General features: G+C 58.8%; 27 protein-coding genes. 18 read left to right on the forward strand and 9 right to left on the reverse strand.

The annotated features are described in order from the left end of the window. Positions 1-16 precede the first annotated feature (16 nt). From atuD to ppnP, 5 genes are all read left to right on the forward strand, one after another. The gene (gene atuD, locus ACZZ0A_RS16515) at positions 17-1,174 is read left to right on the forward strand and encodes a citronellyl-CoA dehydrogenase (RefSeq protein WP_463543472.1); all 1,158 of its coding nucleotides are present in this window, start codon (positions 17-19) and stop codon (positions 1,172-1,174) included. Beyond that, a complete protein-coding gene (locus ACZZ0A_RS16520) occupies positions 1,171-1,968 on the forward strand; it encodes an enoyl-CoA hydratase/isomerase family protein (protein ID WP_095113044.1) in 798 nt (265 codons plus the stop codon). Before atuD ends, ACZZ0A_RS16520 begins: the two co-directional genes overlap by 4 nt. A 118-nt stretch (positions 1,969-2,086) precedes the next feature. Next, the gene (locus ACZZ0A_RS16525) at positions 2,087-4,048 is read left to right on the forward strand and encodes an acetyl/propionyl/methylcrotonyl-CoA carboxylase subunit alpha (RefSeq protein WP_463543473.1); all 1,962 of its coding nucleotides are present in this window, start codon (positions 2,087-2,089) and stop codon (positions 4,046-4,048) included. A 70-nt stretch (positions 4,049-4,118) separates the two neighbouring features. Continuing rightward, on the forward strand, positions 4,119-4,661 hold the full coding sequence (locus ACZZ0A_RS16530; RefSeq protein ID WP_007908678.1) for a 3'-5' exonuclease: 543 nt from the start codon (positions 4,119-4,121) through the stop codon (positions 4,659-4,661). A 105-nt stretch (positions 4,662-4,766) separates the two neighbouring features. Beyond that, complete coding sequence (gene ppnP, locus ACZZ0A_RS16535) at positions 4,767-5,051, forward strand: pyrimidine/purine nucleoside phosphorylase (protein ID WP_003226701.1); 285 nt, start codon at positions 4,767-4,769, stop codon at positions 5,049-5,051. Positions 5,052-5,123: 72 nt separating this feature from the next. On the opposite strand, the gene ACZZ0A_RS16540 is transcribed toward ppnP, so the two are convergent. Then, positions 5,124-5,930 (reverse strand): MOSC domain-containing protein, encoded by an 807-nt coding sequence (locus ACZZ0A_RS16540; RefSeq protein ID WP_414916812.1) that lies wholly within the window; start codon positions 5,928-5,930, stop codon positions 5,124-5,126. A 167-nt stretch (positions 5,931-6,097) separates the two neighbouring features. Next, positions 6,098-7,033, reverse strand: coding sequence for a chemotaxis protein CheV (locus tag ACZZ0A_RS16545; protein WP_007908676.1), 936 nt, complete (start codon positions 7,031-7,033; stop codon positions 6,098-6,100). Between the two features lie 453 nt (positions 7,034-7,486). On the opposite strand from ACZZ0A_RS16545, the gene ACZZ0A_RS16550 reads away from it, so the two are divergent. The 3 genes from ACZZ0A_RS16550 to ACZZ0A_RS16560 all read left to right on the forward strand — a co-directional run bounded on the left by ACZZ0A_RS16550 (position 7,487) and on the right by ACZZ0A_RS16560 (position 9,989). Beyond that, a complete protein-coding gene (locus tag ACZZ0A_RS16550) occupies positions 7,487-7,954 on the forward strand; it encodes a hypothetical protein (protein ID WP_007908675.1) in 468 nt (155 codons plus the stop codon). A 485-nt stretch (positions 7,955-8,439) separates the two neighbouring features. After that, positions 8,440-9,333 (forward strand): sensor histidine kinase, encoded by an 894-nt coding sequence (locus ACZZ0A_RS16555; RefSeq protein ID WP_007908674.1) that lies wholly within the window; start codon positions 8,440-8,442, stop codon positions 9,331-9,333. Next, positions 9,330-9,989, forward strand: coding sequence for a response regulator (locus ACZZ0A_RS16560; RefSeq protein ID WP_007949957.1), 660 nt, complete (start codon positions 9,330-9,332; stop codon positions 9,987-9,989). The genes ACZZ0A_RS16555 and ACZZ0A_RS16560 overlap by 4 nt, the downstream gene beginning before the upstream one ends. On the opposite strand, the gene yegS is transcribed toward ACZZ0A_RS16560, so the two are convergent. Next, positions 9,973-10,890 (reverse strand): lipid kinase YegS, encoded by a 918-nt coding sequence (yegS, locus tag ACZZ0A_RS16565; RefSeq protein WP_007908672.1) that lies wholly within the window; start codon positions 10,888-10,890, stop codon positions 9,973-9,975. The genes ACZZ0A_RS16560 and yegS overlap by 17 nt on opposite strands. 313 nt (positions 10,891-11,203) lie before the next feature. On the opposite strand from yegS, the gene ACZZ0A_RS16570 reads away from it, so the two are divergent. After that, complete coding sequence (locus ACZZ0A_RS16570) at positions 11,204-11,512, forward strand: hypothetical protein (RefSeq protein WP_176472330.1); 309 nt, start codon at positions 11,204-11,206, stop codon at positions 11,510-11,512. Between the two features lie 58 nt (positions 11,513-11,570). Here the strand turns inward: ACZZ0A_RS16570 and ACZZ0A_RS16575 are convergent, their stop codons facing one another. Together ACZZ0A_RS16575 and moaB are read right to left on the reverse strand one after the other, a co-directional pair. After that, a complete protein-coding gene (locus tag ACZZ0A_RS16575; protein ID WP_463543474.1) occupies positions 11,571-12,797 on the reverse strand; it encodes a molybdopterin molybdotransferase MoeA in 1,227 nt (408 codons plus the stop codon). Further along, positions 12,781-13,320, reverse strand: a complete 540-nt coding sequence (gene moaB / locus ACZZ0A_RS16580; RefSeq protein WP_007908664.1) for a molybdenum cofactor biosynthesis protein B — start codon at positions 13,318-13,320, stop codon at positions 12,781-12,783. The genes ACZZ0A_RS16575 and moaB overlap by 17 nt, the downstream gene beginning before the upstream one ends. Before the next feature lie 81 nt (positions 13,321-13,401). Here moaB and mobA point away from each other — a divergent pair, with 81 nt between their 5' ends. After that, complete coding sequence (mobA, locus tag ACZZ0A_RS16585) at positions 13,402-14,004, forward strand: molybdenum cofactor guanylyltransferase MobA (RefSeq protein WP_007908662.1); 603 nt, start codon at positions 13,402-13,404, stop codon at positions 14,002-14,004. A 78-nt stretch (positions 14,005-14,082) separates the two neighbouring features. Next, complete coding sequence (locus ACZZ0A_RS16590) at positions 14,083-14,304, forward strand: YgdI/YgdR family lipoprotein (RefSeq protein ID WP_007908660.1); 222 nt, start codon at positions 14,083-14,085, stop codon at positions 14,302-14,304. A 79-nt stretch (positions 14,305-14,383) separates the two neighbouring features. On the opposite strand, the gene ACZZ0A_RS16595 is transcribed toward ACZZ0A_RS16590, so the two are convergent. The 3 genes from ACZZ0A_RS16595 to ACZZ0A_RS16605 form a co-directional block, all read right to left on the reverse strand. After that, the gene (locus tag ACZZ0A_RS16595) at positions 14,384-15,274 is read right to left on the reverse strand and encodes a pseudouridine synthase (protein ID WP_463543475.1); all 891 of its coding nucleotides are present in this window, start codon (positions 15,272-15,274) and stop codon (positions 14,384-14,386) included. Between the two features lie 70 nt (positions 15,275-15,344). Next, entirely contained in the window at positions 15,345-15,662 is a 318-nt protein-coding gene (locus ACZZ0A_RS16600; RefSeq protein ID WP_007908658.1) for a transcriptional regulator, read from the reverse strand. 112 nt (positions 15,663-15,774) lie between these two features. Further along, complete coding sequence (locus ACZZ0A_RS16605; protein ID WP_007908657.1) at positions 15,775-16,011, reverse strand: glutaredoxin family protein; 237 nt, start codon at positions 16,009-16,011, stop codon at positions 15,775-15,777. A gap of 208 nt (positions 16,012-16,219) precedes the next feature. Here ACZZ0A_RS16605 and ACZZ0A_RS16610 point away from each other — a divergent pair, with 208 nt between their 5' ends. Beyond that, the gene (locus ACZZ0A_RS16610; RefSeq protein WP_463543476.1) at positions 16,220-17,932 is read left to right on the forward strand and encodes a cation:proton antiporter; all 1,713 of its coding nucleotides are present in this window, start codon (positions 16,220-16,222) and stop codon (positions 17,930-17,932) included. Here ACZZ0A_RS16610 and ACZZ0A_RS16615 read toward each other — a convergent pair. Beyond that, entirely contained in the window at positions 17,929-19,137 is a 1,209-nt protein-coding gene (locus ACZZ0A_RS16615; RefSeq protein ID WP_007908654.1) for an ammonium transporter, read from the reverse strand. The genes ACZZ0A_RS16610 and ACZZ0A_RS16615 overlap by 4 nt on opposite strands. A gap of 304 nt (positions 19,138-19,441) precedes the next feature. Between ACZZ0A_RS16615 and ACZZ0A_RS16620 the strand changes: the two genes are divergently transcribed. From ACZZ0A_RS16620 to ACZZ0A_RS16645, 6 genes are all read left to right on the forward strand, one after another. Then, complete coding sequence (locus ACZZ0A_RS16620) at positions 19,442-19,756, forward strand: ElaB/YgaM/YqjD family protein (protein ID WP_007908653.1); 315 nt, start codon at positions 19,442-19,444, stop codon at positions 19,754-19,756. A 2-nt stretch (positions 19,757-19,758) separates the two neighbouring features. Then, complete coding sequence (locus ACZZ0A_RS16625) at positions 19,759-20,145, forward strand: phage holin family protein (protein WP_007908652.1); 387 nt, start codon at positions 19,759-19,761, stop codon at positions 20,143-20,145. Continuing rightward, positions 20,142-20,480 (forward strand): hypothetical protein, encoded by a 339-nt coding sequence (locus tag ACZZ0A_RS16630; protein WP_007908651.1) that lies wholly within the window; start codon positions 20,142-20,144, stop codon positions 20,478-20,480. The genes ACZZ0A_RS16625 and ACZZ0A_RS16630 overlap by 4 nt, the downstream gene beginning before the upstream one ends. Positions 20,481-20,604: 124 nt before the next feature. Beyond that, complete coding sequence (locus ACZZ0A_RS16635) at positions 20,605-21,768, forward strand: EAL domain-containing protein (RefSeq protein ID WP_095113037.1); 1,164 nt, start codon at positions 20,605-20,607, stop codon at positions 21,766-21,768. A 76-nt stretch (positions 21,769-21,844) separates the two neighbouring features. After that, positions 21,845-23,173: a deoxyguanosinetriphosphate triphosphohydrolase gene (locus ACZZ0A_RS16640; RefSeq protein ID WP_007908641.1), complete on the forward strand. Its 1,329-nt coding sequence runs from the start codon at positions 21,845-21,847 to the stop codon at positions 23,171-23,173. Positions 23,174-23,536: 363 nt separating this feature from the next. After that, positions 23,537-24,163 carry a response regulator transcription factor gene (locus ACZZ0A_RS16645; protein ID WP_007908640.1) on the forward strand — a complete coding sequence of 209 codons (627 nt, stop codon included), beginning with the start codon at positions 23,537-23,539 and terminating at the stop codon, positions 24,161-24,163. The last annotated feature ends 2 nt before the right edge of the window (positions 24,164-24,165 follow it).

Consider the following 24,165-nt stretch of genomic DNA (forward strand, 5'->3'; position numbering starts at 1 on the left):
ACGGAGAACAATAACAATGATCTTCACCCCGGAACACGAAGCCCTGCGCCGTACCGTCCGCCAGTTCGTCGAGCGCGAGATCAATCCGCACGTCGATGAATGGGAAAAGGCCGGACGCTTTCCCATTCACGAAATTTTCCGCAAGGCCGGCGACCTAGGTTTGCTCGGTATTTCCAAGCCGGAAAAATTCGGCGGCATGGGCCTCGACTACAGCTATTCGATTGTCGCTGCCGAAGAGTTCGGCACCATTCACTGCGGCGGCATTCCGATGTCGATCGGCGTGCAGACCGACATGTGCACCCCCGCCCTCGCCCGCTTCGGCTCTGATGAACTGCGCGAAGAGTTCCTGCGTCCGGCGATCACTGGTGAGCAGGTCGGCTGCATCGGTGTCTCTGAAGTCGGCGCCGGCTCCGACGTCGCGGGGCTGAAAACCACCGCGCGCAAGGACGGCGACGACTATGTGATCAACGGCAGCAAAATGTGGATCACCAACTCGCCGAGCGCCGATTTCATCTGCCTGCTGGCCAACACTTCGGACGACAAACCGCACATCAACAAGTCGCTGATCATGGTGCCGATGAACACGCCGGGGATCAGCCTCAGTCCGCACCTCGACAAACTCGGCATGCGCAGTTCGGAAACCGCACAGGTGTTTTTCGACAACGTACGCGTGCCCCAGCGCAATCGCATCGGCCATGAAGGCGCCGGCTTCATGATGCAGATGCTGCAGTTTCAGGAAGAACGTCTGTTCGGTGCGGCGAACATGATCAAGGGCCTGGAATATTGCGTCGACAGCACCATCGAGTACTGCAAGGAGCGCAAGACCTTCGGCAATGCGCTGATCGACAACCAGGTCATTCACTTCCGCCTCGCCGAATTGCAGACCGAAATCGAATGCCTGCGCGCGCTGGTCTATCAGGCGACCGAGCAATACGTGAAAGGTCAGGATGTGACACGGCTGGCGTCGATGGCCAAGCTCAAGGCCGGGCGCCTCGGCCGCGAAGTCAGCGACAGCTGTCTGCAATATTGGGGCGGCATGGGCTTCATGTGGGACAACCCGGTCGCCCGCGCCTACCGCGATGTGCGGCTGGTATCGATTGGCGGCGGCGCCGACGAAATCATGCTGGGGATCATCTGCAAACTGATGGGCATCCTGCCGGGGAAAAAGAAATGAGCAACCTGCCGCAATGTCAGACGCTGTTGCTGGAACTGCATGGCGGCGTGCTGCACATCACCCTCAATCGGCCGGACAGTCGCAATGCGATGAGCCTGCAGATGGTCAGCGAACTGCGCGCGGTGCTGGCGGCTGTGTGCGATGACCGCGCTGTTCGGGCACTGGTGCTCAGCGGGGCCGATGGGCATTTCTGTGCCGGCGGCGATATCAAGGACATGGCCAATGCACGCGCTCAGGGCGCCGAGGCTTACCGCGATTTGAATCGCGCGTTCGGTGCCTTGCTGGAGGAAGCACAGCACGCGCCGCAAGTGCTGATCACGGTGCTGCAAGGCGCGGTGCTTGGCGGCGGTTTCGGGCTGGCGTGTGTCAGCGATATCGCGATTGCCGATCATCAGGCGCAATTCGGCCTGCCGGAAACCAGCCTCGGCTTGCTGCCGGCGCAGATTGCGCCGTTTGTTGTGCAACGTATCGGCCTGACCGAAACCCGAAGATTGGCGCTGACGGCGGCGCGTTTCGATGGGCATCAGGCACGGCGTCTGGGGCTGGTGCACTTTGTCGAGCAGGATGCCCAAGCGCTGGCCGAGCGACTCGATGAAGTGTTGCAGCATGTGCTGTGTTGCGCGCCCGAGGCGAATGCGATGACCAAGAAATTGTTGTTGGCGAGTGCCGGTCAGCCGTCTAGCGAATTGCTCGATGAGGCCGCGCAGTGGTTTAGCGAAGCAGTGACTGGCGACGAAGGGATCGAGGGCACCATGGCTTTTGTGCAAAAGCGGAAACCGCGGTGGGCGACCTAAAAGCATCGCTGGCAAGCCAGTTCCCACAGGGGATTTGCGTCGCTCACAAAACCTGTGGGAGCTGGCTTGCCAGCGATGAGGCCAGCACATGCAATGCAACTTTCCAAGGAAATATCCCATGCCTGCATTCCACAAAATCCTGATCGCCAACCGCGGTGAAATCGCCTGCCGCATCCAGCGCACCGCGCAAGCCCTCGGCTATCGCACCGTCGCCGTCTTCAGCGATGCCGACGCCGATGCCCTGCACGTGAAAATGGCCGATCAAGCCGTACACATCGGCCCCGCCCCCGTGCAGCAGTCCTACCTGAACACCCAGGCCATCCTCGACGCCGCCCGCCGCAGCGGCGCCGACGCCATCCACCCCGGCTACGGCTTCCTCTCGGAGAACGCCGAATTTGCCCGCGCCTGCAAACAGGCCGGGCTGATCTTCATTGGTCCCAGCGCCGAAGCCATCGAACTGATGGGCAGCAAACGCCGCTCAAAAATCGCCATGCTCGAAGCCGGCGTACCGTGCATCGGCGGTTATCAGGGCGCTGAACAGGATGACGCAACGTTGCTGCGCGAGGCCGAACGCATCGGTTTTCCACTGATGATAAAGGCCAGCGCCGGCGGTGGCGGACGCGGCATGCGTCAGGTGCACGACGCCGCTGATTTGCCAGCGCAACTGCGTACCGCGCGCTCCGAAGCATTGAACGGTTTCGGTAGCGACGAATTGATCCTCGAACAGGCGTTGATCGAACCACGGCACGTCGAAGTGCAACTGTTCGGCGACCAACACGGCAACCTGATCTACCTTGGCGAGCGCGACTGTTCGATTCAGCGTCGCCACCAGAAAGTCATCGAAGAAGCACCTTGCCCGGTGATGACCGCTGAGCTGCGTCAAGCCATGGGTGAAGCGGCGCTCAAGGCTGGCCGCTCGGTGAATTACGTCGGTGCTGGCACGGTGGAATTCTTGCTCGATGCGCGTGGGCAGTTTTACTTTCTGGAGATGAACACGCGTTTGCAAGTGGAACACCCGGTGACTGAATTGATCACCGGACTGGATCTGGTGGCGTGGCAAATATTGGTTGCCGAAGGTCAGCCGTTGCCGCTGACCCAGGACCAGGTCCTGCTCAACGGACATGCCATGGAAGTGCGGCTTTACGCCGAAGATCCCGCGCAAGACTTCCTCCCGCAAACCGGTCGAGTAGAGGCCTGGGAGCCGGCGCTGCAACACGGCGCGCGAATCGATCATGGCTTGCTTGAAGGGCAAGCGGTCAGCCCGTTCTACGACCCGATGCTCGGCAAACTGATCGCCCACGGCGCCACCCGCGAAGAGGCCCGGCGCAAACTGTTGCGCGCGGTGCAAGACACGGTGCTGCTCGGGGTGCAAAGCAATCAGCGCCTGCTCGTCAGCCTGTTGCAACATCCGCAGTTCATCAGTGGCGAATTCAGTACCGCGTTTATTGCCCGGCACTTCAGCGAACACCCTTGTTTGCACCGTTACATTGCGGATGCCGAGGAACTGGCGATTGCGGCGATGCTGTTCTATCAAGCAAGCGCCCTCGCCCACCGCGCGCCACTCACCGGCTGGCGCAACAACGCCAGTGTGCCGCTGCATTATCGACTCGGGCTTGATGATCAGAACTGGACAGTGCAACTGCTCGCTCAAGCGCAAGGCGCCTTCACCGTGCAGGTTGCCGAGCGCGCGCTCGAGTTAAAACTCATCGACCAGGACACGCAGTCACTGACACTGGAAATCGACGGTTTGCGCCAGCGTCACGCGTATCGACTGGATAGCGGGCACCTCTGGCTGTTCAGCCATCCCGGCAGTCTGCGCCTGGAGGATCGAACTCATGCCGTGATCGACAGTCAGACCAGCGTCAGCTCCGGCACCTTGAAAGCACCGATGGACGGCGCCATCGTCGACGTTTTGGTCAGCGAAGGCAGCCCGGTCAGCAAAGGTCAACTGCTGGTGGTACTGGAGGCAATGAAAATGGAGCACCCGCTCAAGGCCGGCATCGACGGCGTGCTCAAGCGGGTGCAGGTCAAGGTCGGCGATCAGGTAAAAAATCGTCAGGTTCTGTTGCAGGTCGAGTAGTCGCCCACACACGCATGCGGGTTTTGACTACGCTCTGAGTTATCAGAACGCGGAAATCAGGAACCCTGCGATGCCTCACTGGCTGGTCATAGATCTGGAAGCCACCACCGATGAGGGTGGCTGGCCGGTCACCGAAATGGAAATTATCGAGATCGGCGCCACACTGGTCGATCGTGCCGGGCGCGAGCAGGATCACTTCCAGCGCTTCGTCAAACCGACGCGGCGGCCGTTGCTCACACCTTTTTGTCGTGAACTGACGCACATCACCCAGGCCAATATCGACACGGCGCAGCCGTTGACCGAAGTCTGGCCGGCGTTCGAACGCTGGCTCGCGCAGCATCAGACGCGCCTCGAAGGCTGGGCCAGCTGGGGCGATTACGACCGCAAGCAGTTGTTGCAGGAATGGCAGCGTCTGCAAATCGACAGTGGATTGAGCAAGGTGCCGCACATGAACCTCAAACAACGCTTCGCCAAGGCCCGACGCCTGGAGCGGCCGTTGGGCCTCAACGGTGCGCTGCAACTGGCTGGCATGCAGTTCAGTGGTCAGCAGCATCGGGCGCTGGAGGATGCGCGCAACACCGCACGGTTGTTGCCACTGGTCTTGCCACTCTAGGGTCAATTCGAGAACTCACCAGACAGAAGCCGGGCAGGTGACGGCGCGAAAAGCCTTGTGCATACTGGCCGCCTCCATTTTTTAACCCTTTTCGAGGAATCGCCCATGTTTAAAGTCAACGAGTACTTCGACGGCACCGTCAAGTCGATCGCCTTTGGCACCGCTGAAGGTCCGGCGACCATCGGCGTCATGGCCCCGGGCGAATACGAGTTCGGCACCGCTCAGCGTGAAATCATGCATGTGGTGTCCGGCGCATTGACCGTCAAACTGCCCGACAGCAGCGACTGGGAAACCTTCGCCGCCGGCAGCCAGTTCAACGTTCCGGCCAACAGCAAGTTCCAGCTCAAGGTCGCGGTCGACACCGCTTACCTGTGCGAATACCGCGGCTAAAGCAACGGTTTCACCGCACCAACAAAAATGCCCGTGTCCAAGGACACGGGCATTTTCCGTTGCAGTGACGGACTACTCGAGAATCTCCACCGGCATGCCGACTTCGAGTCGACCATTGCTGTCATTCACCAGATTCTGCCCGAACATCGCACCATCGGCTTGAGCGCGATATTTCTGCAAGGTTGCCAGCGGCTCGCGATCGGCACTGCGCTCACCGGTTTGCGGGTCGATGGTGGTGAGAATGCAGCGCGAACACGGCTTGACCACACGGAACTCGACTTCGCCAATGCGTATGCGCTTCCAGCCATCTTCGGCATACGCCTCGCTGCCTTCGATCACCAGGTTAGGCCGAAAACGCAGCATTTCCAGCGGTCGTCCGACCTTTTGCGATAGATCCTGCAGGGATGCCTCACCAATCAACAGCAGAGGAAATCCATCGGCGAACGCGACCTGATCCTCATCGTTGCCATAGCCCGCTTGGGTGGTGCGAGCGCGATCCAGCGGCACCTGCACCAGCCGGGTCGGCTTGCCGATGAAATCGCTGACCCAGCGCGCGGCCTCATCACCGGCATCCGGCACGCGCAAGGTGTCGCGCCAGATCGTCACACCGCGCAGTTCGGCGTCGTTGCCCGGCAAGGCGATTTCGATGGAGGACTGTTCAGGTGCGCTCAGGGTCAGACCGCCCTGCGCATTCCACAGGGCCGACAACTGACTCATCTTCGCTTCGGCGCGCTGGGTCAGAAAGCGGCCGCTGGCTTCGTCCACGAGCATCCAGCGTCGGTCGCCATCAAGCCCCAGCTTGTCGAGGTCGACACTTTTTAGCACATCGACTTTGCCGGATTTCAACGGGTAACGATAAAGCGCGCTCAGACGCAGCATGGCCAGCTCCCTGGAGGATAAAAACGCCACCCTATACGAGCTTGATCAGGAATCAAAGAGCAATGACTGCAGGAGTGAGCCTGCTCGCGATAGCGGTGTGTCAGGTAATGATTCGGGGCTGACACACCGCTTCCGCGAGCAGGCTCACTCCTACAATGGGTGTGTAATCAGGCCGGGACTTCGTCGAGCATCAGACGCTGGCGCACCACGTCGACCAGCTTGTCCGGCTGGAACTTGGAGAGGAAGTTGTCGCAACCGACCTTCTTCACCATCGAGTCGTTGAAACTGCCGGACAGCGAGGTGTGCAACACCACGTACAAGCCACGCAGACGCGGGTCATTGCGAATTTCGGTGGTCAAGCGATAACCGTCCATTTCCGGCATTTCCGCATCGGTGAAGATCATCAGCAGTTTGTCGGTCATGTTCACGCCAGTATCGGCCCAGGCCTTGAGCATGTTCAGGGCTTTCAGACCATCGCTGGCAATGTGCATCTTCACGCCGAGCTGGCCGAGGGTGTCGCGCAATTGCGAGAGGGCCACGTTGGAGTCGTCCACCAGCAGTACTTCACGGCCACGGGCGCGCTCCAGCACCGGATCTTCGAGTTTTTCACGCGAGACCTTGGCGTTGTACGGGACGATTTCGGCGAGGACTTTCTCGACGTCGATGATTTCCACCAGTTGATCGTCGACCTTGCTGATCGCAGTCAGATAGTGCTGACGCCCGGCGCTGGTCGGCGGCGGCAGAATGGCTTCCCAGTTCATGTTGACGATGCGGTCCACACCGCCCACAAGGAATGCCTGCACCGAACGGTTGTACTCGGTGACGATGATGGTGCTGTTTGGGCCTGGCACCAATGGACGCATGCCGATTGCCTGCGACAGATCAATCACTGGCAAGGTCTGACCGCGCAGATTGACCACCCCGCACACAAACGGATGACGCTGCGGCATCAAAGTCAGTTTCGGCAGTTGCAGCACTTCCTGGACCTTGAACACGTTAATCGCGAACAACTGGCGCCCGGCCAGTCGAAACATGAGAATTTCCAGGCGATTCTCACCCACCAGTTGCGTGCGTTGGTCTACCGTGTCGAGAATGCCGGCCATCAATGACTCCTGGGCTTGTTCTGATGAATTCACTATGTGAGGTTATCGGCGGCAAATGGCAGTTCTTGATTGCCAAACCCGACCCGTCAAAAATGCCATGATCAGGCATTGATGTCACATTAACATCATGCTTTACTGGCCCGGTGATTTTCATCTTCTACATACTCTGCGGCGCGACCTCGGTTTGCACCGTAGGTTCCCGTGTCTAAGGGATTCCCCTAGTAACAATCAGGCCCAACCTGATATTCGCAATATCCAATAGCCATTAATGTGACGCCATTCTCATTGCATGAACGGAGTCAGGCTATTGTGTGCGATCGCAGTTCAGTGGAAACAACCCCTCTGGAACCCCTCAGCCAGTGCACCTGCACGTCTGGGCGCGATCTCCCGACGATTCATGATCGTCGCCACACACGGCATTCCCTCATGAGACATGACGTGGTGGAGATAAGCATGCCAATGGACCGCAAAGAGTGGGTACAACGCTTCCCCGAATTCCTTGTCGAGGCCGAACAACTCTTGGCCAAGTCCGAAGAATGCCTCAGCCATCTGCAACTGATCAGCAATGACAAGGACGCTATCGAGTGCATGCTCAATACCCTCCTGAAACTCGCACGCAGGGCTGAAGCCCTGGCGCTGGAGGCAATTTCCGAGTTCTCTCTGCATATTTACAGCCTGCTCAACCTGACCCAGGATCGCGTCGACCTTCACGAAGAGGCCCTGGTCGCGTTGCAGGATTGCTTCACGTTGATGGCCTGGCAGCTTGAACTGGTCGATCAACAGACCGGGCAACTGAGTCTGGATGAAAGTGAACAGACTTCGCTGATCGAAGCTTTCGCATTCCAGGTTGGTCAAAGCCAGCTCAAGCCGCCACTGACGGGCAAACGTTTGCCTCAATTGCCCTACTCGGGACAAGCCTGATCAACACGCTGTATCCACGCAGGCGCTTGCAGCGAAACGTTGAATGTCGTAATTGAATACTTCATACCTGCCAGCGACAAAATCGAATTAAATAATCACCGACGACAGACACCCATGTTTTCTGCCGACCTCAGGGTTTACCTGTGTGTTAAGAAGCACAACTTCAGGTAACACCTACATCTATCGAACTCAATAAATCGACTTTTTCCATTATGGAACTTGCGTCCAAAACACGTATTTCCTGACTCAATGGACATATATAGCGAGCGCGACCAACGGTATCTTAAGTGGTATTATGCCGCCCATTAGTTGCTTTCAAATTAATGGCACAGTGATTTCAGCGACCGCTGTCCACTGAAGTTGGCGGTCAATACATTCACTGGACCGCGTTGAAACCAATAACATAATTGACAGCATTTTCAGACAGAGACCCGCCAGCCTCAGGCCGGTCTGCCCGCAGCGAACATCCATTGGCTCCATCCGTTATGTACGCCAGTCTCAAGTCAATCACTACATGGCCACCTTCCCGGGAAAATGCACGCCGGTTCACGCTCATACTGTGTGTCGCGGCCACCCTCGGCAGCCTGCTGACCTATGGTCTTTCGACACCCCTTAGCCTCGGGCTGCTACTGCTCGACATCGCCGCTACCGCATGTGTCTGGGTGCAATATCGACTGTCACGCAAATCGATCAAATTTCAGCCTCAGGAGCTCGCCGACCGCTTGCTGGAAGTCCAGGAAAACGAGCGCCATCGCCTCAGCCGCGAATTGCACGACGATATCGGCCAATTGCTGACGGCCGCCAAACTGCAGAGCGAGTGGCTCAAGCGACGCCTGCCGGATGACTTGCAGGAGCAATGCACGGTGCTGTGCGCCACCCTGGAAGAAACCCTCGACAAAGTGCGCGACGTTTCGGCCATTCTCAATCCACGGCAGTTGACCAGCCTGGGGCTTGAAGCCAGTCTGCGTGCACATCTGCTCAAGACATTGACCAACACCAGCGTGCACTGGAGCCTCGATTGCCAGCAGCGCCTCAACGGTATTCCGGAAGAAATGGCGGTCGCCGCCTTTCGCATCACCCAGGAGGCTGTTACCAATATCCTGCGTCACGCCCAGGCAAAAAACCTGGTGATACGCGTGCAACGTCTGCCTAAAGGGCTGACGCTGCTGATCAGCGATGACGGTATGGGATTCGCCCCGTCGGCCAATCCTGGTCGAGAAGGACAACGAGGCATGGCCGGGATGGCCGAACGAATCGAGCAACTGGGTGGCACCCTGAACGTCATCAGCGAACCGGGTAAAGGCACTCAAATCGAAGCACTCTTCCCCTGGGCGCCTCGCGCACTCGAGCGGGCCAGTACGAATAAGGTTATGCGTTGACTTGCAACTTACTTCTGGTGGATGACCACTCGCTGATCAGGGCCGGCGTGCGCGCTCTGGTGCTGGATATTCCCGGTTACGCGGTGATTGGCGAGGCCAATGACGGTTCGCAGTTGCTCGAAATGGTCGAGCAACTGAGTCCGGATATCGTGTTGCTGGATATCTCCATGAAAGAAACCGGTGGCCTGGAAGCCCTGCAACGGCTCAAGCGGGTGCGTCCGCAGAGCAAGGTGCTGATCTTGTCGATGCACACCGATCCGGCGCTGATCATGCAGGCGCTCGAGTCCGGCGCCCACGGCTATCTGCTCAAGGACACGACCGCTACCGAGCTCGAACATGCACTGGAGGCCTTGCGCAACAACGAGCGCTACCTGAGCCCCGCCATCGCACACACCGTGATCAATCAGGCCCTGACCCGTAATCAGAAGCAGCAGCCGGAGGCCGCCGACTCGCACAATCTGACCGCGCGCCAGCTGGAAATCCTGCGTTTGATCGTGCGGGGGAAATCCACCCGGGAAATCGCCAATGGCCTGGGGCTGAGCATCAAGACAGTCGAGACCCACCGCTCACAGATCATGAAGCGTCTGCAAATCTACGACGTAGCGGGCCTGGTACTGTTCGCCGTGCGCGAACAGATCATCAGCCTGGACGACTGACCGAGCGGGCGCCGCCCAACAATGGAGAATGCTCCGGCAAGTGCACGCGCAACGCTGCCGGACGCGCCTCAAATCGCAAGCTCTCACCTTCCAGTGGTTCGCCATCCAGATTGATGCAGAGCCCCTCGGCCACTTTGATTTCGACCCATGGCAAACGGGCTCGGACAAACATGTTATCGATGCCGAAACCATCGCTGAGCAGCGTCTTCAACGTGCCCACCAGCTCCTGTGGCGCCGGCAGGATGCTGATATCCAGCAAACCGTCATCGGCCAGCGCTTCCGGGCACAATACGTGCCCGCCACCGGCCTGACGGCCATTGCCGATACCCAGCGCGAGCATTTCGCCACTCCAGTGAAAGTCCGGCCCCTGAAGTTCACCATAAGCAGCATGCAGCTCGCTGAATCGTGACAAACCGGTGAACAGATAGGCTGCACCACCGAGTACTTTTTTCAGGTCCTCGGAAGTATTGGCCGTGACCTGACTGCCGAAACCACCCGTGGCCATATTGAGGAAAATCTGCCCGCCCACCTCGCCCAGATCGATGTCGCGCGGCGGCACATCAAGCAGCTCAAGCGCTTCGGCAGGCTCCAATGGCACACCGGCGGCGCGGGAAAAGTCGTTAGCGGTGCCCAAGGGTAAAAGAACGAGGCTGGCTTTGCCCGGGTGCGCCGCGAGCGCTTCGGCGATGTCGCGCAACGTGCCATCTCCACCACCGGCGATAATCTTTGTGTAGCCGTCCGCCAAGGCTTGCTCCACCCACCGCTGAGCATCCCCTGCCTCCCACGTCAGGCGCACGGCCAGCTCCCAGCCTTGCTTGCGCTTGTCCTCGACGGCGGTGCGTACCGCCTCGTTGAGTGCCTGCTTGCCATGCAAAATCAACAGTGCCCGGCGTTCACTCATCACATCACTCCCTAATCGAATCGGTTCGAGACATCTTGACCACTGCCGCCCGCAAAAAAGCCGTCAGACCTGTAATTAATTCGGCCTTCTGGCCTCAACGTCCTACACAGCGGTATTTTTTCTTACAAAACATGCGGAATCGGCTTAATTGACCCGGCTTCGACATTGGGTCACCGTGTGCCGGCGGTAGCAATCTTCAATCCAACACACAAGGATGTGCATGTAATGAGTGGATACCCCCCCAAGGCTCTTGCCAGCTCGATAGCTGAAAAAGTTTGCAAGCGAACAGTTGAAACGATCGGTGGATGCTTCCATGCCCAGTCATGAAGCCAGAGTGCCATTGAGCCCGGTTGGCCCTCTCGTCGAAAGTCGCTCGAATCAAAAGTCAGAATTCAAAAACAGCGCCAGAACCACTGGAGAAATTGATATGGAACCTCGTGTAACCGAGCTGGAAACCCATCTCAAGTACCTTCGGCGGGACATGGACGAAGTCCGCAGTGATGTCAGAACAATCAAACACCGGCTTGCCTACTCGGCGGGTGCGACAGCGGTAGTGCTGGGTCTGCTGGGTTGGGTGGCCAATAGCCGATTCGACCAGCTTGTGACACTGATCAGCAATTAAATGAATGAGTCATTGCAGGCGCCGACGACAGCCGACGCCTGCATTTGCGAGACAGCGGTCAGTCCAGCAGATCACTCAGCGGAATGAAGACCACTTCATCGCCGGCGCTCAGTGTGCGGCCCTCCAGCACTTCGACCAATCCATCTGCCCATGCGGCGCTACGCAGTACGCCTGAGCTCTGGTTGCGATAAACAGTGGCCCGCCCTTGCTCCAGACGGCCTCTAAGGTACTCACGCCGATTGCCTGCCACCGGCCAGTCAAAACCCGCTGGCACGCTGAACTTCAGCGGCTCGACGTCCTGCACGCCCTGACGGCGCAACAGATATGGCCGAGTGAGTAGCGCAAAGGTCACCAGCGTCGATGCCGGATTTCCTGGCAAACCAATGACCGGTACATTGCGGAAATGGCCAAATGTCAGCGGTTTTCCAGGTTTGATCGCCAGCTTCCAAAGGGCAAGCTCGCCCTCTTCTCGCAAGGCGACACCCAGAAAATCCGCCTCACCTACCGACACGCCCCCCGTGGAAAGGATCAGATCAACATCCTGCAACTCCCCCAGACGGGCACGGGTAGTGGCCAGATTATCCGGAAGAATACCGGCATCGATCACCTCACAGCCCAGACGTTGCAGCCAACTGCATAGCAACACCCGATTGCTGTTGTAAATCTGACCCGGCCCCAATGCCTGGCCCGGCTCGACCAATTCATCACCCGTGGAGATCACCGCAACGCGAACCTTGCGCACGACCTTCAACCCGGCACACCCCAACGACGCAGCCAGTCCCTGCTCTATCGGACCCAAGCGGGTTCCGGCAGGCAGGATCAGCTCACCGACGGTGGTTTCCTGGCCTTGTGGACGGATGTTCTGCCCGGTCTTCATCGGCTCGAGGAAGCGCACCGTTTCATCAGCTTGAACCTCAGCGTTTTCCTGCATTTCCACGCAGTCAGCGCCCGCGGGCACTGGAGCGCCGGTGAAAATCCGTGCACAGGTGCCCGGCTTCAAAGGCTCCGGGGATTGCCCGGCGAACACTTTCTGACTGACCGGCATGGGTTCGCCAGTCCAGTCCGCCAGGTTCAACGCATATCCGTCCATGGCACTGTTAGGCCAAGGCGGCAGATCCAGCGTCGAAACCAGATCTTCGCTCAGCACACGTCCCTGAACCTGAGCCAACGGCAAGTCTTCATGCTCTGCAATTGGCGAGGCTTCGGCCATCTCGAGCAAACGCGCCAGCGCCAACTCAACCGGCATCAATGCCCCGGTCTTGCCCGGCTTACCCACGGGATTCACAAGGCGCCGCCTGCTTCAAGTGAGTCACGAAATTGCACGGACGGTGACGCGCGTCCAACTGCTCGCCCAGGATGCCATCCCAACCGGTGCGTACGGCGTTGGTCGAACCCGGCAAGCAGCAAACCAGCGTGCCATTGGCCAGACCGGCCAGCGCACGGGACTGCACCGTGGAGGTACCAATATCGGCTACCGAAATCTGCCGGAACAACTCACCAAACCCGTCGACCTGTTTGTCGAGCAGGCAGGCAACTGCTTCAGGAGTACTGTCGCGGCCAGTGAATCCGGTCCCGCCGGTGATCAGCACGACCTGTACGACATCGTCGGCAATCCAGGTGGCGACTTGCGCACGAATTTTGTAGAGGTCATCTTTGAGCAACACCCGCTGCGCCAGAAAATGGCCTGCCGCCGTCAAACGGTCGACGAAGACCTGACCTGAGGTGTCGGTTTCCAGTGTTCGAGTGTCACTGACAGTCAGCACCGCAATATTGAGCGGCACGAAAGGTACATCAGCCTTGGCTTTCATAGGCTCGTCCAGTTGTAGGAGAAACAGCCCGGTGTTATATCACAGCGCCTCATTTTTTCGCCGCCCCTCTGGAGAGCTGCCATGACCCTCGACACGCAACTGCCCCCCTGCTCCATTCTGCTCCTGGCAGGTGGACGCGGCCAACGCATGGGCGGCCAGGACAAAGGTTTGGTCGAATGGCAGGGCGAGCCGTTGATTGCACATTTGCAGCGCAAGGTCCGTGGGCTGACTGATGACCTGATCATCTCCTGCAACCGTAATCGCGAGCGTTACGCGCCATTCGCTGATCAATTGGTGGTCGATGACGAAGGCGATTTTCCGGGGCCATTGGCCGGCATTCGTGCGGGTCTGAAAGCTGCGCGCCATTCGCACCTGCTGGTCTTGCCCTGTGACGTCCCGCGCATTGACGCAGCGTTACTGCAAAGCATGCGCGAGACGGCCAATCAGAATCCTGAAAAACCTTTAATGTTGCGCCATGACGAGCACTGGGAACCCTTGCTGTGTGTGATTCCGGCAGCCCTTCGACCCGCCTTCGAAGAGGCCTGGAACGCCGGTGAGCGCAGCCCCGGCCGGGTTATGCGCATGCTCGGCGCTACTGCCCTGCAATGCCCGGACAACGACCCGCGACTGGCCAACCTGAACACCCCCGAACTGTTAAATTCCCACAACACTGTGTCAGACTGACACCATTCAAGGAACTCTCACGCCTTGTATACGTCTCAAGCTCAGTAACCAAAAGAATTCCCATTCGGAGACACACCCATGACTCAACGGACCCTCGCCACTTTCATGCTCGCACTGGGCCTTGCCACCCTCGCCGGTTGCTCGTCGCCTACAGTGATCACCTTGAATGACGGTCGCGAAATCCAGGCCGTCGACACCCCGAAATACGATGACGATTCGGGCTTCTACGAGTTCAAACAGCTGGACGGCAAAGAAACCCGCATCAACAAGGATCAGGTTCGCACCGTTAAAGAGCTGTAAAGCTCTGGTCGACACCGGATACAGAAAAGCCCGCATTAATGCGGGCTTTTTCATGGGCGTTCGAAAGGTGGCTTGGGCCTCACCATTGCAGCGTAATCCGGCTCTCGAATTCGCGCTCTTCACCGTTCACCGGGTCGATAAACCGCAGCCCCTGCGCCAGCAGCTTCAGCGGATTGGCGTAGTCATCCTCGACGTCTTTCAACACCTGCGGATAAAACGGATCGTTGCAGATGCTCGCCCCCAGCGCAGTCATGTGCACACGCAGTTGATGTTTCTTGCCGGTCACCGGAAACAATCCATAGCGCCACAGATCGCCATGCTTTTCCCGAACCTCCACCGCCGTTTCGGTGTTGCTGGCCCCTGCGCCTTCCTGCATGCGGAAAAACGGCTCGCCATCGACCAGACGGCTCTTGTGCACCAAAGGGAACCTCAGATCTGGCAGCGCCGGGGCGATGGCTTCATAGCGTTTGTCGATCTGCCGCGTCGGGAAGAGCGACTGATAAGCCGAACGGGTTTGCGGGTTGGCCGAGAAAATAACCAGTCCCGCCGTATGCCGGTCGATGCGGTGCAAAGGCACCAGATGGGGATTGTCCAGGCGACAAATCAGCCTGCGCAACAATGTCTGCTCAACGTACTCGCCGGCGGGTGTGACTGGCAGGAAATGCGGTTTGTCAGCCACCACCAGATGTTCGTCGGCATACAGGATCGACTCGACCACCGGGATCGGCTTTTCGTCCGGCACTTCGCGAAAATAATGAATTCGCAAGCCTTCCTTGTAAGGCAAATCCACCGAGATCGGCTGACCATCACCATCCAGAACTCGCCCCCGAGCGATGCGGTCCAGCCATTGCTCGCGATCAATCGCACGAAAATGCTCACACAGACAATCGAGTACGGTCAGCCAGGGACCCGGCGGCAGATAGAGCGTGCTCGCCTGATTCTGCGCAGCAGAGAATGTAGATGTGGACATACGGAAATCAAACCCTCAATACAGGGCGGCATTATCCAGCACGGAGGGAAACGAGCCTAGCGCAGATTGCTCAGGCCGGGATCGACTTGAGCGCTGCGGCGTCAGTGAACTCCTTGAGCCAGCGCAGGACATCGACAGCCTCCCAGCGGCCCGGGTCATACAAGGCGTAAAGCAACCCTTGATAACCGACCACATCCAGTTGTTTGTGATAACCGGCACGCTGAAACAAGGCCTCGATTTCGGCAAAGCAAGTGTTGAAATGCAGCTTGTTGAAGGGCGTCTTGCCTTCCGTGACCAGCCCGTCCAGGCGCAATTCGAGAACGGCCTCGCGCACCACGTCAACCGACATCCGGTTCACGCTGTTTTTCAACTGTTCGACATTGACCACGGTTCATCCCTCTGAAGCATTTACTGTATGAACATACAGTAACCGAACAATCCGTAAAATGCCAAGGAATGGATGGCAGCGGCGACCGGCGGGATGAATGAGAAAATACGAATTAACGCAGAAACGCCACAACTTGATCAGCGCTGAAGGGCCAGCCCAGTTCTGCCCCGGTGTCGACACGACGCAACACCGGAATCCGCAGGCTATAAGCCTCAAACCAAGATTCGTCTTCAGCGATATCGACCAGTTCAACCAGCAGGCCGTGCTCAACGAAAGGCATCAACTCGGCCTCGGCAACTTCACACAAATGGCATCCAAGGGTGCCGAACAGCTGACATTCAGGAAGCATGAGCGCTCAACCAGGAAATGAGTGGGCCTATTCTAGGCCGCAGCTGAAAACCCGTCGAGCCACCGCCGCCCAAAGGCTCCAGTCCTCCGACAAAGGTTCACAGGCAAAACCCTGACGCAAATCAGTCCACAGAAAAACCATTTGCGCGATCCTCCCGGTCTTTTTGCCTCTACGCTTGAAAAGCCTGAATCTGACATCGGAGTGTCCAGTGTTTGCCAATTTGTTGATCATCCTCGCCTCGTCCCTCGTGGTGATTGCGCTGTTTCGGCGCCTGCGGTTGCCGCCGGTTCTGGGTTATCTGTGCGTGGGATTGCTGGTCGGGCCGAGTGCCTTCGACTGGGTCAACGAAAGCGAACACCTGCCTGACGTAGCCGAACTGGGGGTGGTGTTTCTGCTGTTTTCACTCGGCCTGGAATTTTCCCTGTCGAAGATGATCGCCTTGCGTCAGGTGGTATTCCGCCTCGGCAGTCAGCAGGTACTGATCAGCACCGCGCTGCTCGGTTTGTTGCTGATGCTGCTGGGCATGCCGACGACGCCGGCGCTGCTGCTCGGCGCCGGGCTTTCGCTGTCATCGACGGCAATTGTGACCAAAGAACTGGGCAGCCTCGGCGAGGTGTTCAGCAGTCACGGGCAGAATGCCGTTGGCGTTTTGCTGTTTCAGGACGTTGTCGCAGTATTGCTGCTGACGTTGGTGCCAGTGTTTGCCGGGAGCAGCGCCCAAGCCTGGTACTGGGCGCTGCCGCTGACACTGGCGAAAACCGTGGTGCTGTTTGTCGGTCTGCTGCTGGCCAGTCGCTGGTTACTGCCGAGGCTGTTTCATGAAGTGGCCGCGTCACGCTCGGCTGAGTTGTTCGTGCTGTTGGCGCTGGTGATTGTGCTGCTGACCGCGTGGCTGACTCACTTGCTGGGCCTGTCCCCTGCCCTCGGTGCATTTCTGGCCGGCATGTTGCTCGGTGAAAGCCACTATCGGCATCAGATCGAGGCCGACATCCGACCGTTTCGCGACATCCTGCTCGGGGTGTTTTTCGTCAGCATCGGCATGCTCATCGACCTGCAACTGTTCGTCAGTCACAGCCTGCTGATCCTCGGGCTCACCGTCGGCTTGATGGTGATCAAGGGCATCGTCGTCGCCTTGTTGGTGAAGTGGCGCGGCAGCGACAGCGAAACGGCGTGGCGTAGCGGCCTGGCATTGGCGCAGGGGGGCGAGTTCTGCTTTGCACTGATGGCGCAAATGCAGCAACACAGCATGACGCCCGAGGCGCTGGGCAATCTTCTGCTCGCCGCGACGTTCTGTTCGATGCTGCTGACGCCACTGCTATTGCGCGCGGCGCCCCGCATCGCTACAGCACTCCACCGCAAGCCCAATCAGGAAGCACAGATCGAGGAAATCAGCGCACTCAACGCCGACCTCAATCAGCACGTGGTGATTTGTGGCTACGGCCGCGTCGGTCAATCCATCGGGCGTTTCCTGCGCAATGCCAAGCAGCCTTACATCGCACTGGACAGTGATCCGGTTCGCGTACAGGAAGCCGCCAGCGGAGAAAGTGACGTGCATTATGGCGACTCATCACGCGGCGATCTGCTGACCGCCGTTGGCCTGCTGCGCGCAAAACTGCTGGTGGTTGCCGTGGATCAGAGCGACATTGCCCTGCACATCCTCAAGGAAGCGCGCCGACTCAATGCCCATGTGCCGATCCTGGTACGCACCCGCGACGACAGCCAATGGGCCGAATTGAAAGCCGCCGGCGCCACCGAAGTGGTGCCGGAGCTGTTGGAGTCAAGCCTGATGCTCGCCTCTCACGCCTTGATCATGCTCGGTCTGCCGGCGCATCAGGTGCAGGAAAAGGTCGATCAGGTGCGCATCGACCGTTATCGCCTGCTCCATGGTTTTTACCCCGGAACCGATGATCCCGAGACTTAGTCCTGGCTCACCGCGCCGATCTTGTGCAGCGACAGGTCAGCGCCGTAATACTCTTGTTCCTGACTCAGGCGCAGCCCGTGCAGCGCCTTGATCACGCCGTACACGACAAAGCCACCGATCAGCGCCACCGCGACACCGAGTGCGGTGCCGATCAACTGGCTGATCAGACTGACGCCGCCGATACCACCGAGCGCGGCCTGGCCGAAAATCCCGCAGGCGATCCCGCCCCAAACACCGCACAGGCCGTGCAGTGGCCAAACACCCAATACGTCATCGATGCGCCATTTAACCTGCGCAGCGGTAAAGCACCAGACAAACAGCGCACCGGCAATCGCGCCGGTCACCAGCGCACCGACCGGATGCATCAAGTCGGACCCGGCACAGATCGCCACCAGCCCGGCCAATGGGCCGTTGTGCAGGAAGCCCGGGTCATTGCGGCCGACGAGCAGCGCCGCCATCGTGCCGCCGACCATCGCCATCAACGAATTGACCGCCACCAGACCGCTGACGCCTTGCAGTGTTTGCGCACTCATCACGTTGAAGCCGAACCAGCCGACAATCAGAATCCACGAACCCAGGGCCAGGAAAGGAATGCTCGACGGTGCGAACGCCACCAGACGCCCGTCGCGGTAACGGCCATTACGCGGCCCCAGCAACAGCACCGCCGCCAGCGCCAGCCAACCGCCCATGGCATGCACCACGACGGAACCGGCGAAGTCATGAAAAGCGGCACCGAACTGCGCCGTCAGCCAAGCTTGCAGACCGTAGTTGCCGTTCCAGATCATGCCTTCGAAAAACGGATAGATGAACGCGACGATCAGCGCCGTGGCGCACAACTGCGGCACGAAACGCGCGCGTTCTGCGATGCCACCGGAAATAATCGCCGGGATCGCGGCAGCAAAAGTCAGCAGGAAGAAAAACTTCACCAGTCCGTAACCGTGATCGGCACTCAGCACCGCCGCCGGTTGCATAAACGTCACGCCGTAGGAGATCCAATAGCCTATAAAGAAATAGGCCAGGGTCGAGACGGCGAAGTCGCTGAGAATCTTCGACAACGCATTCACCTGGTTTTTCTGGCGGACTGTACCAACTTCGAGAAAGGCGAAACCGGCATGCATTGCCAGCACCATTACCGCACCGATCAGAATGAACAAGGTATTGGAGCTGTGAACCAGGGTGTCCACAGCGCTTTGCAGATTTTCCATAAGCAGGCAGACCTAAAGGCGAAAAAGGCACCAAAGCGGTTCATGCGCACATTTCATGCACCAAGTTGCGACCGCGCAGGCACGGAGCCTACGGTCCGGCGAACTGCTTTGGCGCACGAGGTCGATGTCCTGACACGAACCGGGCTTGTTTGGGATAAGGTTTCTCATGGCGCATGCCCGGCAACCGCGCACGACCGCCGGGCAACGCACCACGACACAGCAAAAGTTGTACCAGTCATTTGTACTGAACCTTCGCGCAAGGCTCATACTCGAACGCTTCAGACGTCACTTACGGAGATCCACCATGGCCAGCATCAAGGCAAAGACTGCTCAAGAAATCCTCATGAACGACTTCCAGACTTTGGTCGCCGACACCGAACGCTTGCTCGAGCACACCGCCACCCTGGCCGGCGATCAGGCCGATGAGCTGCGCGAGCAGATTCACGACAGCCTGCTGCGCGCCCGCGAAACGCTGAAACTGACCGAAGAAACCCTGCGCGATCGCGGTCAGGCTGCAGTGACCGCCACTGAAGATTACGTGTCGGCCAACCCTTGGCAGTCCGTTGGCATCGCTGCCGGTGTCGGCTTTCTGATCGGCCTGCTGGCTACCCGGCGCTGATTATGTCGATCGGTGAATCCGGCCCGACTGCGGGCACCGCCTCTTCCACGCGACGCCTGGGCGCCGCCGTTCTGGGTCTGCTGCACAGCCATGTCGAATTATTCGGCATCGAATTGCAGGAGCAGAAATCACGAACCGTCAGCCTGTTGCTGTTCGCAGGTCTGGCTTTGGTCTTTGCCCTGTTGTTGCTGGTGGGCTTATCGACACTGGTGATGATCGTGTTCTGGGACACTTATCGTCTGGCCGCGATCATTGGCCTGTGCGTTTTCTATACCCTGGCGTCGATCTTCTGCGCACTGCGTCTCAAGGCGGCGATTTTCGATGAGTCCTCGCCTTTCCACGGCACGCTCGAAGAGCTGGCCAACGACCGGGAGCGCCTGCTGCCATGAGCCTGCCTGAACTGCCACACAACAGCTCGCGTCGGGAAATGCGCAAGGCGTTGATCCGCCTGCGCATGGAAATGCATCGCCAGGAAATTCGTCATGAAGCCGGGCAAGTCCTGCAACCGCTGCATCGCATGCGCGGCATGACGCAAAACCTGCAAGGTGGTTTCGGCATCAAACACGCGCCATTGTGGGGCGTGGCTGCCGTTACGCTATTGGGCTTTATCACTGGCAAAGGCGCGAAAAGCGGCGGCGCCGGTGGCTTGAGCCGGCTGATCCGGCTCGGCACCAGCCTCGGGCCGCTGATCAAACTGGTCATGCAGAGTTCGGCCAAACGCTGAACAGATACATCTGGCTACATTCTTGCAATACCGGCGGGATGAACCTCTTTATCCGGAGGTTCAATCCCGTGCGCCTATCCGGTCGACGGGGTTCAACCAGAACAAGAACGACTAAGGAGGCCCCGTGATCGACGGGCAACCGCTCGCCTGCTTTCAACCTTTCATCGATACCGCCACGGGACGCATTGCAGGCGTCGAAGCATTGGGCCGCCTGCGCCAGGCCGACGGTCAACTGGCTTCGGTCGGGCCACTGTTTGCGGACCCGCGCACACCCGCGATTGCCCTGCGTCGCCTCGACCGGCAAATCCGCGACAACGCCTTGAGCCGCTTGCATGAAGCGCCGGCAGACTGGTTTCTCAGCCTGAACATGTCGCCGCGCTGGATCAGTCGTCTGCGCGCCGATCAGGCTCTGCCCAGCCTCAAACAATTGGCGCGCTACGGTATCGATCCGCAACGCATCGTCTTCGAGATCACCGAACTGGGCGGCAACGGTCAACGCCTGGCCGAAGTCGTCACGCGTTATCGCGAGGCGGGCGCGAGAATCGCCATCGACGACTTTGGCGCCGGCTACTCGCAACTTGATCGGGTGCTGGCGCTGCAACCGGACATTCTCAAACTCGATATGCGTCTGTTCCAGGCCGCCGCACTGGGTGGTCCGAGCAGTGATGTGGTCAAGGCTCTCGCGCAGATGGCCGAGAAGACCGGCTGCTGGATCATCGCCGAAGGCGTCGAGACCGAAGCGCAGTTGAATTTCGCCCTGGAATGCGGATCGCGCTATGTACAGGGATTCCTGTTCGCGCGGGCGCAGGAGGCGTTCTTTCCCGCCGACGCGTTTGTGCAGCACTTCGCCGAACTGCGCCAGCGCTATGTCCGGCAGAAACTCGCGGAGCGCGGGCGGCTGATGCAAATGCGCCAGCAACTCGCTGAACTGATGTCGATCCTGCAAGCCTGGGCTCAGGCGCATGCCCCCTTGAGCGCGCTGCCACAACTGGACGCCTTCCCTTGGCTGCTGCGGTTTTATCAATGCGATCGCCACGGCACGCAGCTGACGCCCAACCTCGAATGGCGGCAGCATGGCTGGTTCGCCGACAATCGTTATCTGGGGCACAACTGGTCGTGGCGCCCGTATTTCTATCATTTGCTCGCCGAAGGCTGGGAGGAGCGGCGTTTGACGCTCTCCAATACCTACCGCGATGCCACCAGCAATCAGTATTGCCTGACGGCCGGGCAGTTTTTTGACAACGGTGAGCGTTTGCTGTTGATCGACATCGACGCGGCTGGGTTGTAGTTACGCTTGCAGGGGCGTGCGCGAACCGGGAAGCTAGGGGCCAACGCCCCCAGTCACCTGACGGAGAGAATCAGCCTTGGATTGGCAAACCCTGCTCAACCGCGAACGCCTAGGCAAGCCGCTGCACAGCCCGCAAGAACTTGGCCGCAGCCCTTTCCACAAAGACCATGACCGCATCATTTTCTCCGGTGCCTTCCGCCGCCTCGGACGCAAGACCCAGGTGCACCCGGTCACCAGCAACGATCACATTCACACGCGCCTGACCCATTCGCTGGAAGTCAGTTGCGTCGGCCGTTCACTGGGCATGCGAGTGGGCGAAACCCTGCGCAGTGCCTTGCCCGAATGGTGCGACCCGGCCGACCTCGGCATGGTCGTGCAGTCGGCGTGTCTGGCCCACGACATCGGCAATCCGCCGTTCGGCCATTCCGGTGAAGATGCTATTCGTCACTGGTTCCAGCAGGCCGCCGGACGTGGCTGGCTCGACGGCATGAGCGAAGCCGAACGCGCTGACTTTCTCAACTTCGAAGGTAACGCCCAAGGCTTTCGCGTACTGACTCAGCTGGAGTACCACCAGTTCGACGGCGGTACACGGCTGACCTACGCCACCCTCGGCACTTACCTGAAATACCCGTGGACCGCGCGCCACGCCGACTCCCTGGGCTACAAGAAACACAAATTCGGCTGCTATCAAAGTGAGCTGCCGCTGCTTGAGCAGATCGCCCACAAACTGGGCCTGCCGCAAATCGAAGACCAGCGTTGGGCGCGTCACCCGTTGGTGTATCTGATGGAGGCAGCCGACGACATCTGCTACGCGCTGATCGATCTCGAAGACGGCCTCGAAATGGAGCTGCTGGAATACGCCGAAGTCGAATCCCTGCTGCTCGGGCTGGTGGGCGACGATCTGCCGGAAACCTATCGTCAGCTCGGCCCGCAGGATTCGCGACGACGCAAACTGGCGATCCTGCGCGGCAAGGCCATTGAGCATTTGACCAACGCTGCGGCGCGGGCCTTTGTCGAGCAACAGGACGCACTCCTCGCCGGCACGCTGCACGGCGATCTGGTCGAGCACATGCACGGCCCGGCCAAGCGTTGCGTCCTGAACGCCAAGGACATCGCCCGCAAGAAAATCTTTCAGGACAAGCGCAAAACCCTGCATGAAATCGGCGCGTATACGACGCTGGAGATCCTGCTCAATTCGTTCTGTGGGGCCGCGCTGGAACAACACAACGGTCGTACGCCGTCATTCAAAAGCCGGCGCATTCTTGATCTGCTGGGCAGTAACGCACCGGATCCTCAGGGTTCGTTACACACGTCGTTTCTGCGCATGATCGATTTCATTGCCGGCATGACCGACAGCTACGCCAGCGACATGGCGCTGGAAATGACCGGCCGCTCCAGCCACTGACCCCATCGCGTGCGGGCGCCCATGGTTTTGGCTACCCGCATGCAGCCCTCCCAATGTCAACCCGAGAACTTTTAACGCGTCACTGACAGGGCTGAAGATCCACAATGACCACGCGGCGATTCAGCAAGTTTAAACATCTATAAAAAGCCATTTACAGCCAGTACTTGCAAATCATTCAAGTCAAACTATAAGCCTCTTCAAATTCTGCTCCTCCTTACGTCAAACCTAGTTTGAACGTAGTCCGTTTCCTTATTAGTTGTAGGATTAATCCGATAACGTGACTGGAGCCATGTCACTTCATGCGAGTGCTCATTCAACTGAGCTAAGGTGCGCGCTTTATTCGTGCTTGCATGGGATTTGATTATGAACTCCGTTTTTATTGTCGACGATCACCCGGTCATCCGTCTCGCCGTTCGAATGCTGCTGGAGCATGAAGGTTACAAGGTCGTCGGTGAAACCGATAACGGAGTCGATGCCATGCAAATGGTGCGCGAGTGCATGCCCGATCTGGTCATTCTCGATGTGAGCATTCCCAAGCTGGACGGCCTGGAGGTGCTGGCCCGCTTCAATGCCATGGGCTCGCCGTTGAAAATCCTGATTCTGACGGCGCAGTGCCCGACACTGTTCGGCATTCGCTGCATGCAATCCGGCGCATCGGGTTATGTCTGCAAACAGGAAGACCTGAGCGAACTGGTCAGTGCAATCAAAGCAGTACTTTCCGGTTACAACTATTTCCCCAGCCAGGCATTGAATCCGGTTCGTAGTGACGATATCCGTTTTGCCGAACTGGAACTGTTCAAATCCGTCAATGATCGCGAGTTGATGGTTTTGCAATTGTTCGCCCAAGGCCGCACTAACAAGGAGATCGCCAAGGGCATGTTTCTAAGTAATAAAACCGTCAGCACTTACAAAAAACGCCTGATGCAGAAACTCAAGGCCAAATCCCTTGTAGAACTTATCGAGATGGCCAAACGAAACGCACTCGTGTGAGA

Source organism: Pseudomonas sp. AC242 (genome assembly GCF_979258655.1).

Excerpts from the sequence above, each read along its gene's own strand:
- atuD (WP_463543472.1), top strand. The coding sequence starts at position 17 with ATGATCTTCACCCCGGAACACGAAGCCCTGCGCCGTACCGTCCGCCAG.
- ACZZ0A_RS16520 (WP_095113044.1), top strand. The coding sequence starts at position 1,171 with ATGAGCAACCTGCCGCAATGTCAGACGCTGTTGCTGGAACTGCATGGC.
- ACZZ0A_RS16525 (WP_463543473.1), top strand. The coding sequence starts at position 2,087 with ATGCCTGCATTCCACAAAATCCTGATCGCCAACCGCGGTGAAATCGCC.
- ACZZ0A_RS16530 (WP_007908678.1), top strand. The coding sequence starts at position 4,119 with ATGCCTCACTGGCTGGTCATAGATCTGGAAGCCACCACCGATGAGGGT.
- ppnP (WP_003226701.1), top strand. The coding sequence starts at position 4,767 with ATGTTTAAAGTCAACGAGTACTTCGACGGCACCGTCAAGTCGATCGCC.
- ACZZ0A_RS16540 (WP_414916812.1), bottom strand. The coding sequence starts at position 5,930 with ATGCTGCGTCTGAGCGCGCTTTATCGTTACCCGTTGAAATCCGGCAAA.
- ACZZ0A_RS16545 (WP_007908676.1), bottom strand. The coding sequence starts at position 7,033 with ATGGCCGGCATTCTCGACACGGTAGACCAACGCACGCAACTGGTGGGT.
- ACZZ0A_RS16550 (WP_007908675.1), top strand. The coding sequence starts at position 7,487 with ATGCCAATGGACCGCAAAGAGTGGGTACAACGCTTCCCCGAATTCCTT.
- ACZZ0A_RS16555 (WP_007908674.1), top strand. The coding sequence starts at position 8,440 with ATGTACGCCAGTCTCAAGTCAATCACTACATGGCCACCTTCCCGGGAA.
- yegS (WP_007908672.1), bottom strand. The coding sequence starts at position 10,890 with ATGAGTGAACGCCGGGCACTGTTGATTTTGCATGGCAAGCAGGCACTC.
- ACZZ0A_RS16570 (WP_176472330.1), top strand. The coding sequence starts at position 11,204 with ATGCCCAGTCATGAAGCCAGAGTGCCATTGAGCCCGGTTGGCCCTCTC.
- moaB (WP_007908664.1), bottom strand. The coding sequence starts at position 13,320 with ATGAAAGCCAAGGCTGATGTACCTTTCGTGCCGCTCAATATTGCGGTG.
- mobA (WP_007908662.1), top strand. The coding sequence starts at position 13,402 with ATGACCCTCGACACGCAACTGCCCCCCTGCTCCATTCTGCTCCTGGCA.
- ACZZ0A_RS16590 (WP_007908660.1), top strand. The coding sequence starts at position 14,083 with ATGACTCAACGGACCCTCGCCACTTTCATGCTCGCACTGGGCCTTGCC.
- ACZZ0A_RS16595 (WP_463543475.1), bottom strand. The coding sequence starts at position 15,274 with ATGTCCACATCTACATTCTCTGCTGCGCAGAATCAGGCGAGCACGCTC.
- ACZZ0A_RS16605 (WP_007908657.1), bottom strand. The coding sequence starts at position 16,011 with ATGCTTCCTGAATGTCAGCTGTTCGGCACCCTTGGATGCCATTTGTGT.
- ACZZ0A_RS16615 (WP_007908654.1), bottom strand. The coding sequence starts at position 19,137 with ATGGAAAATCTGCAAAGCGCTGTGGACACCCTGGTTCACAGCTCCAAT.
- ACZZ0A_RS16620 (WP_007908653.1), top strand. The coding sequence starts at position 19,442 with ATGGCCAGCATCAAGGCAAAGACTGCTCAAGAAATCCTCATGAACGAC.
- ACZZ0A_RS16625 (WP_007908652.1), top strand. The coding sequence starts at position 19,759 with ATGTCGATCGGTGAATCCGGCCCGACTGCGGGCACCGCCTCTTCCACG.
- ACZZ0A_RS16630 (WP_007908651.1), top strand. The coding sequence starts at position 20,142 with ATGAGCCTGCCTGAACTGCCACACAACAGCTCGCGTCGGGAAATGCGC.
- ACZZ0A_RS16645 (WP_007908640.1), top strand. The coding sequence starts at position 23,537 with ATGAACTCCGTTTTTATTGTCGACGATCACCCGGTCATCCGTCTCGCC.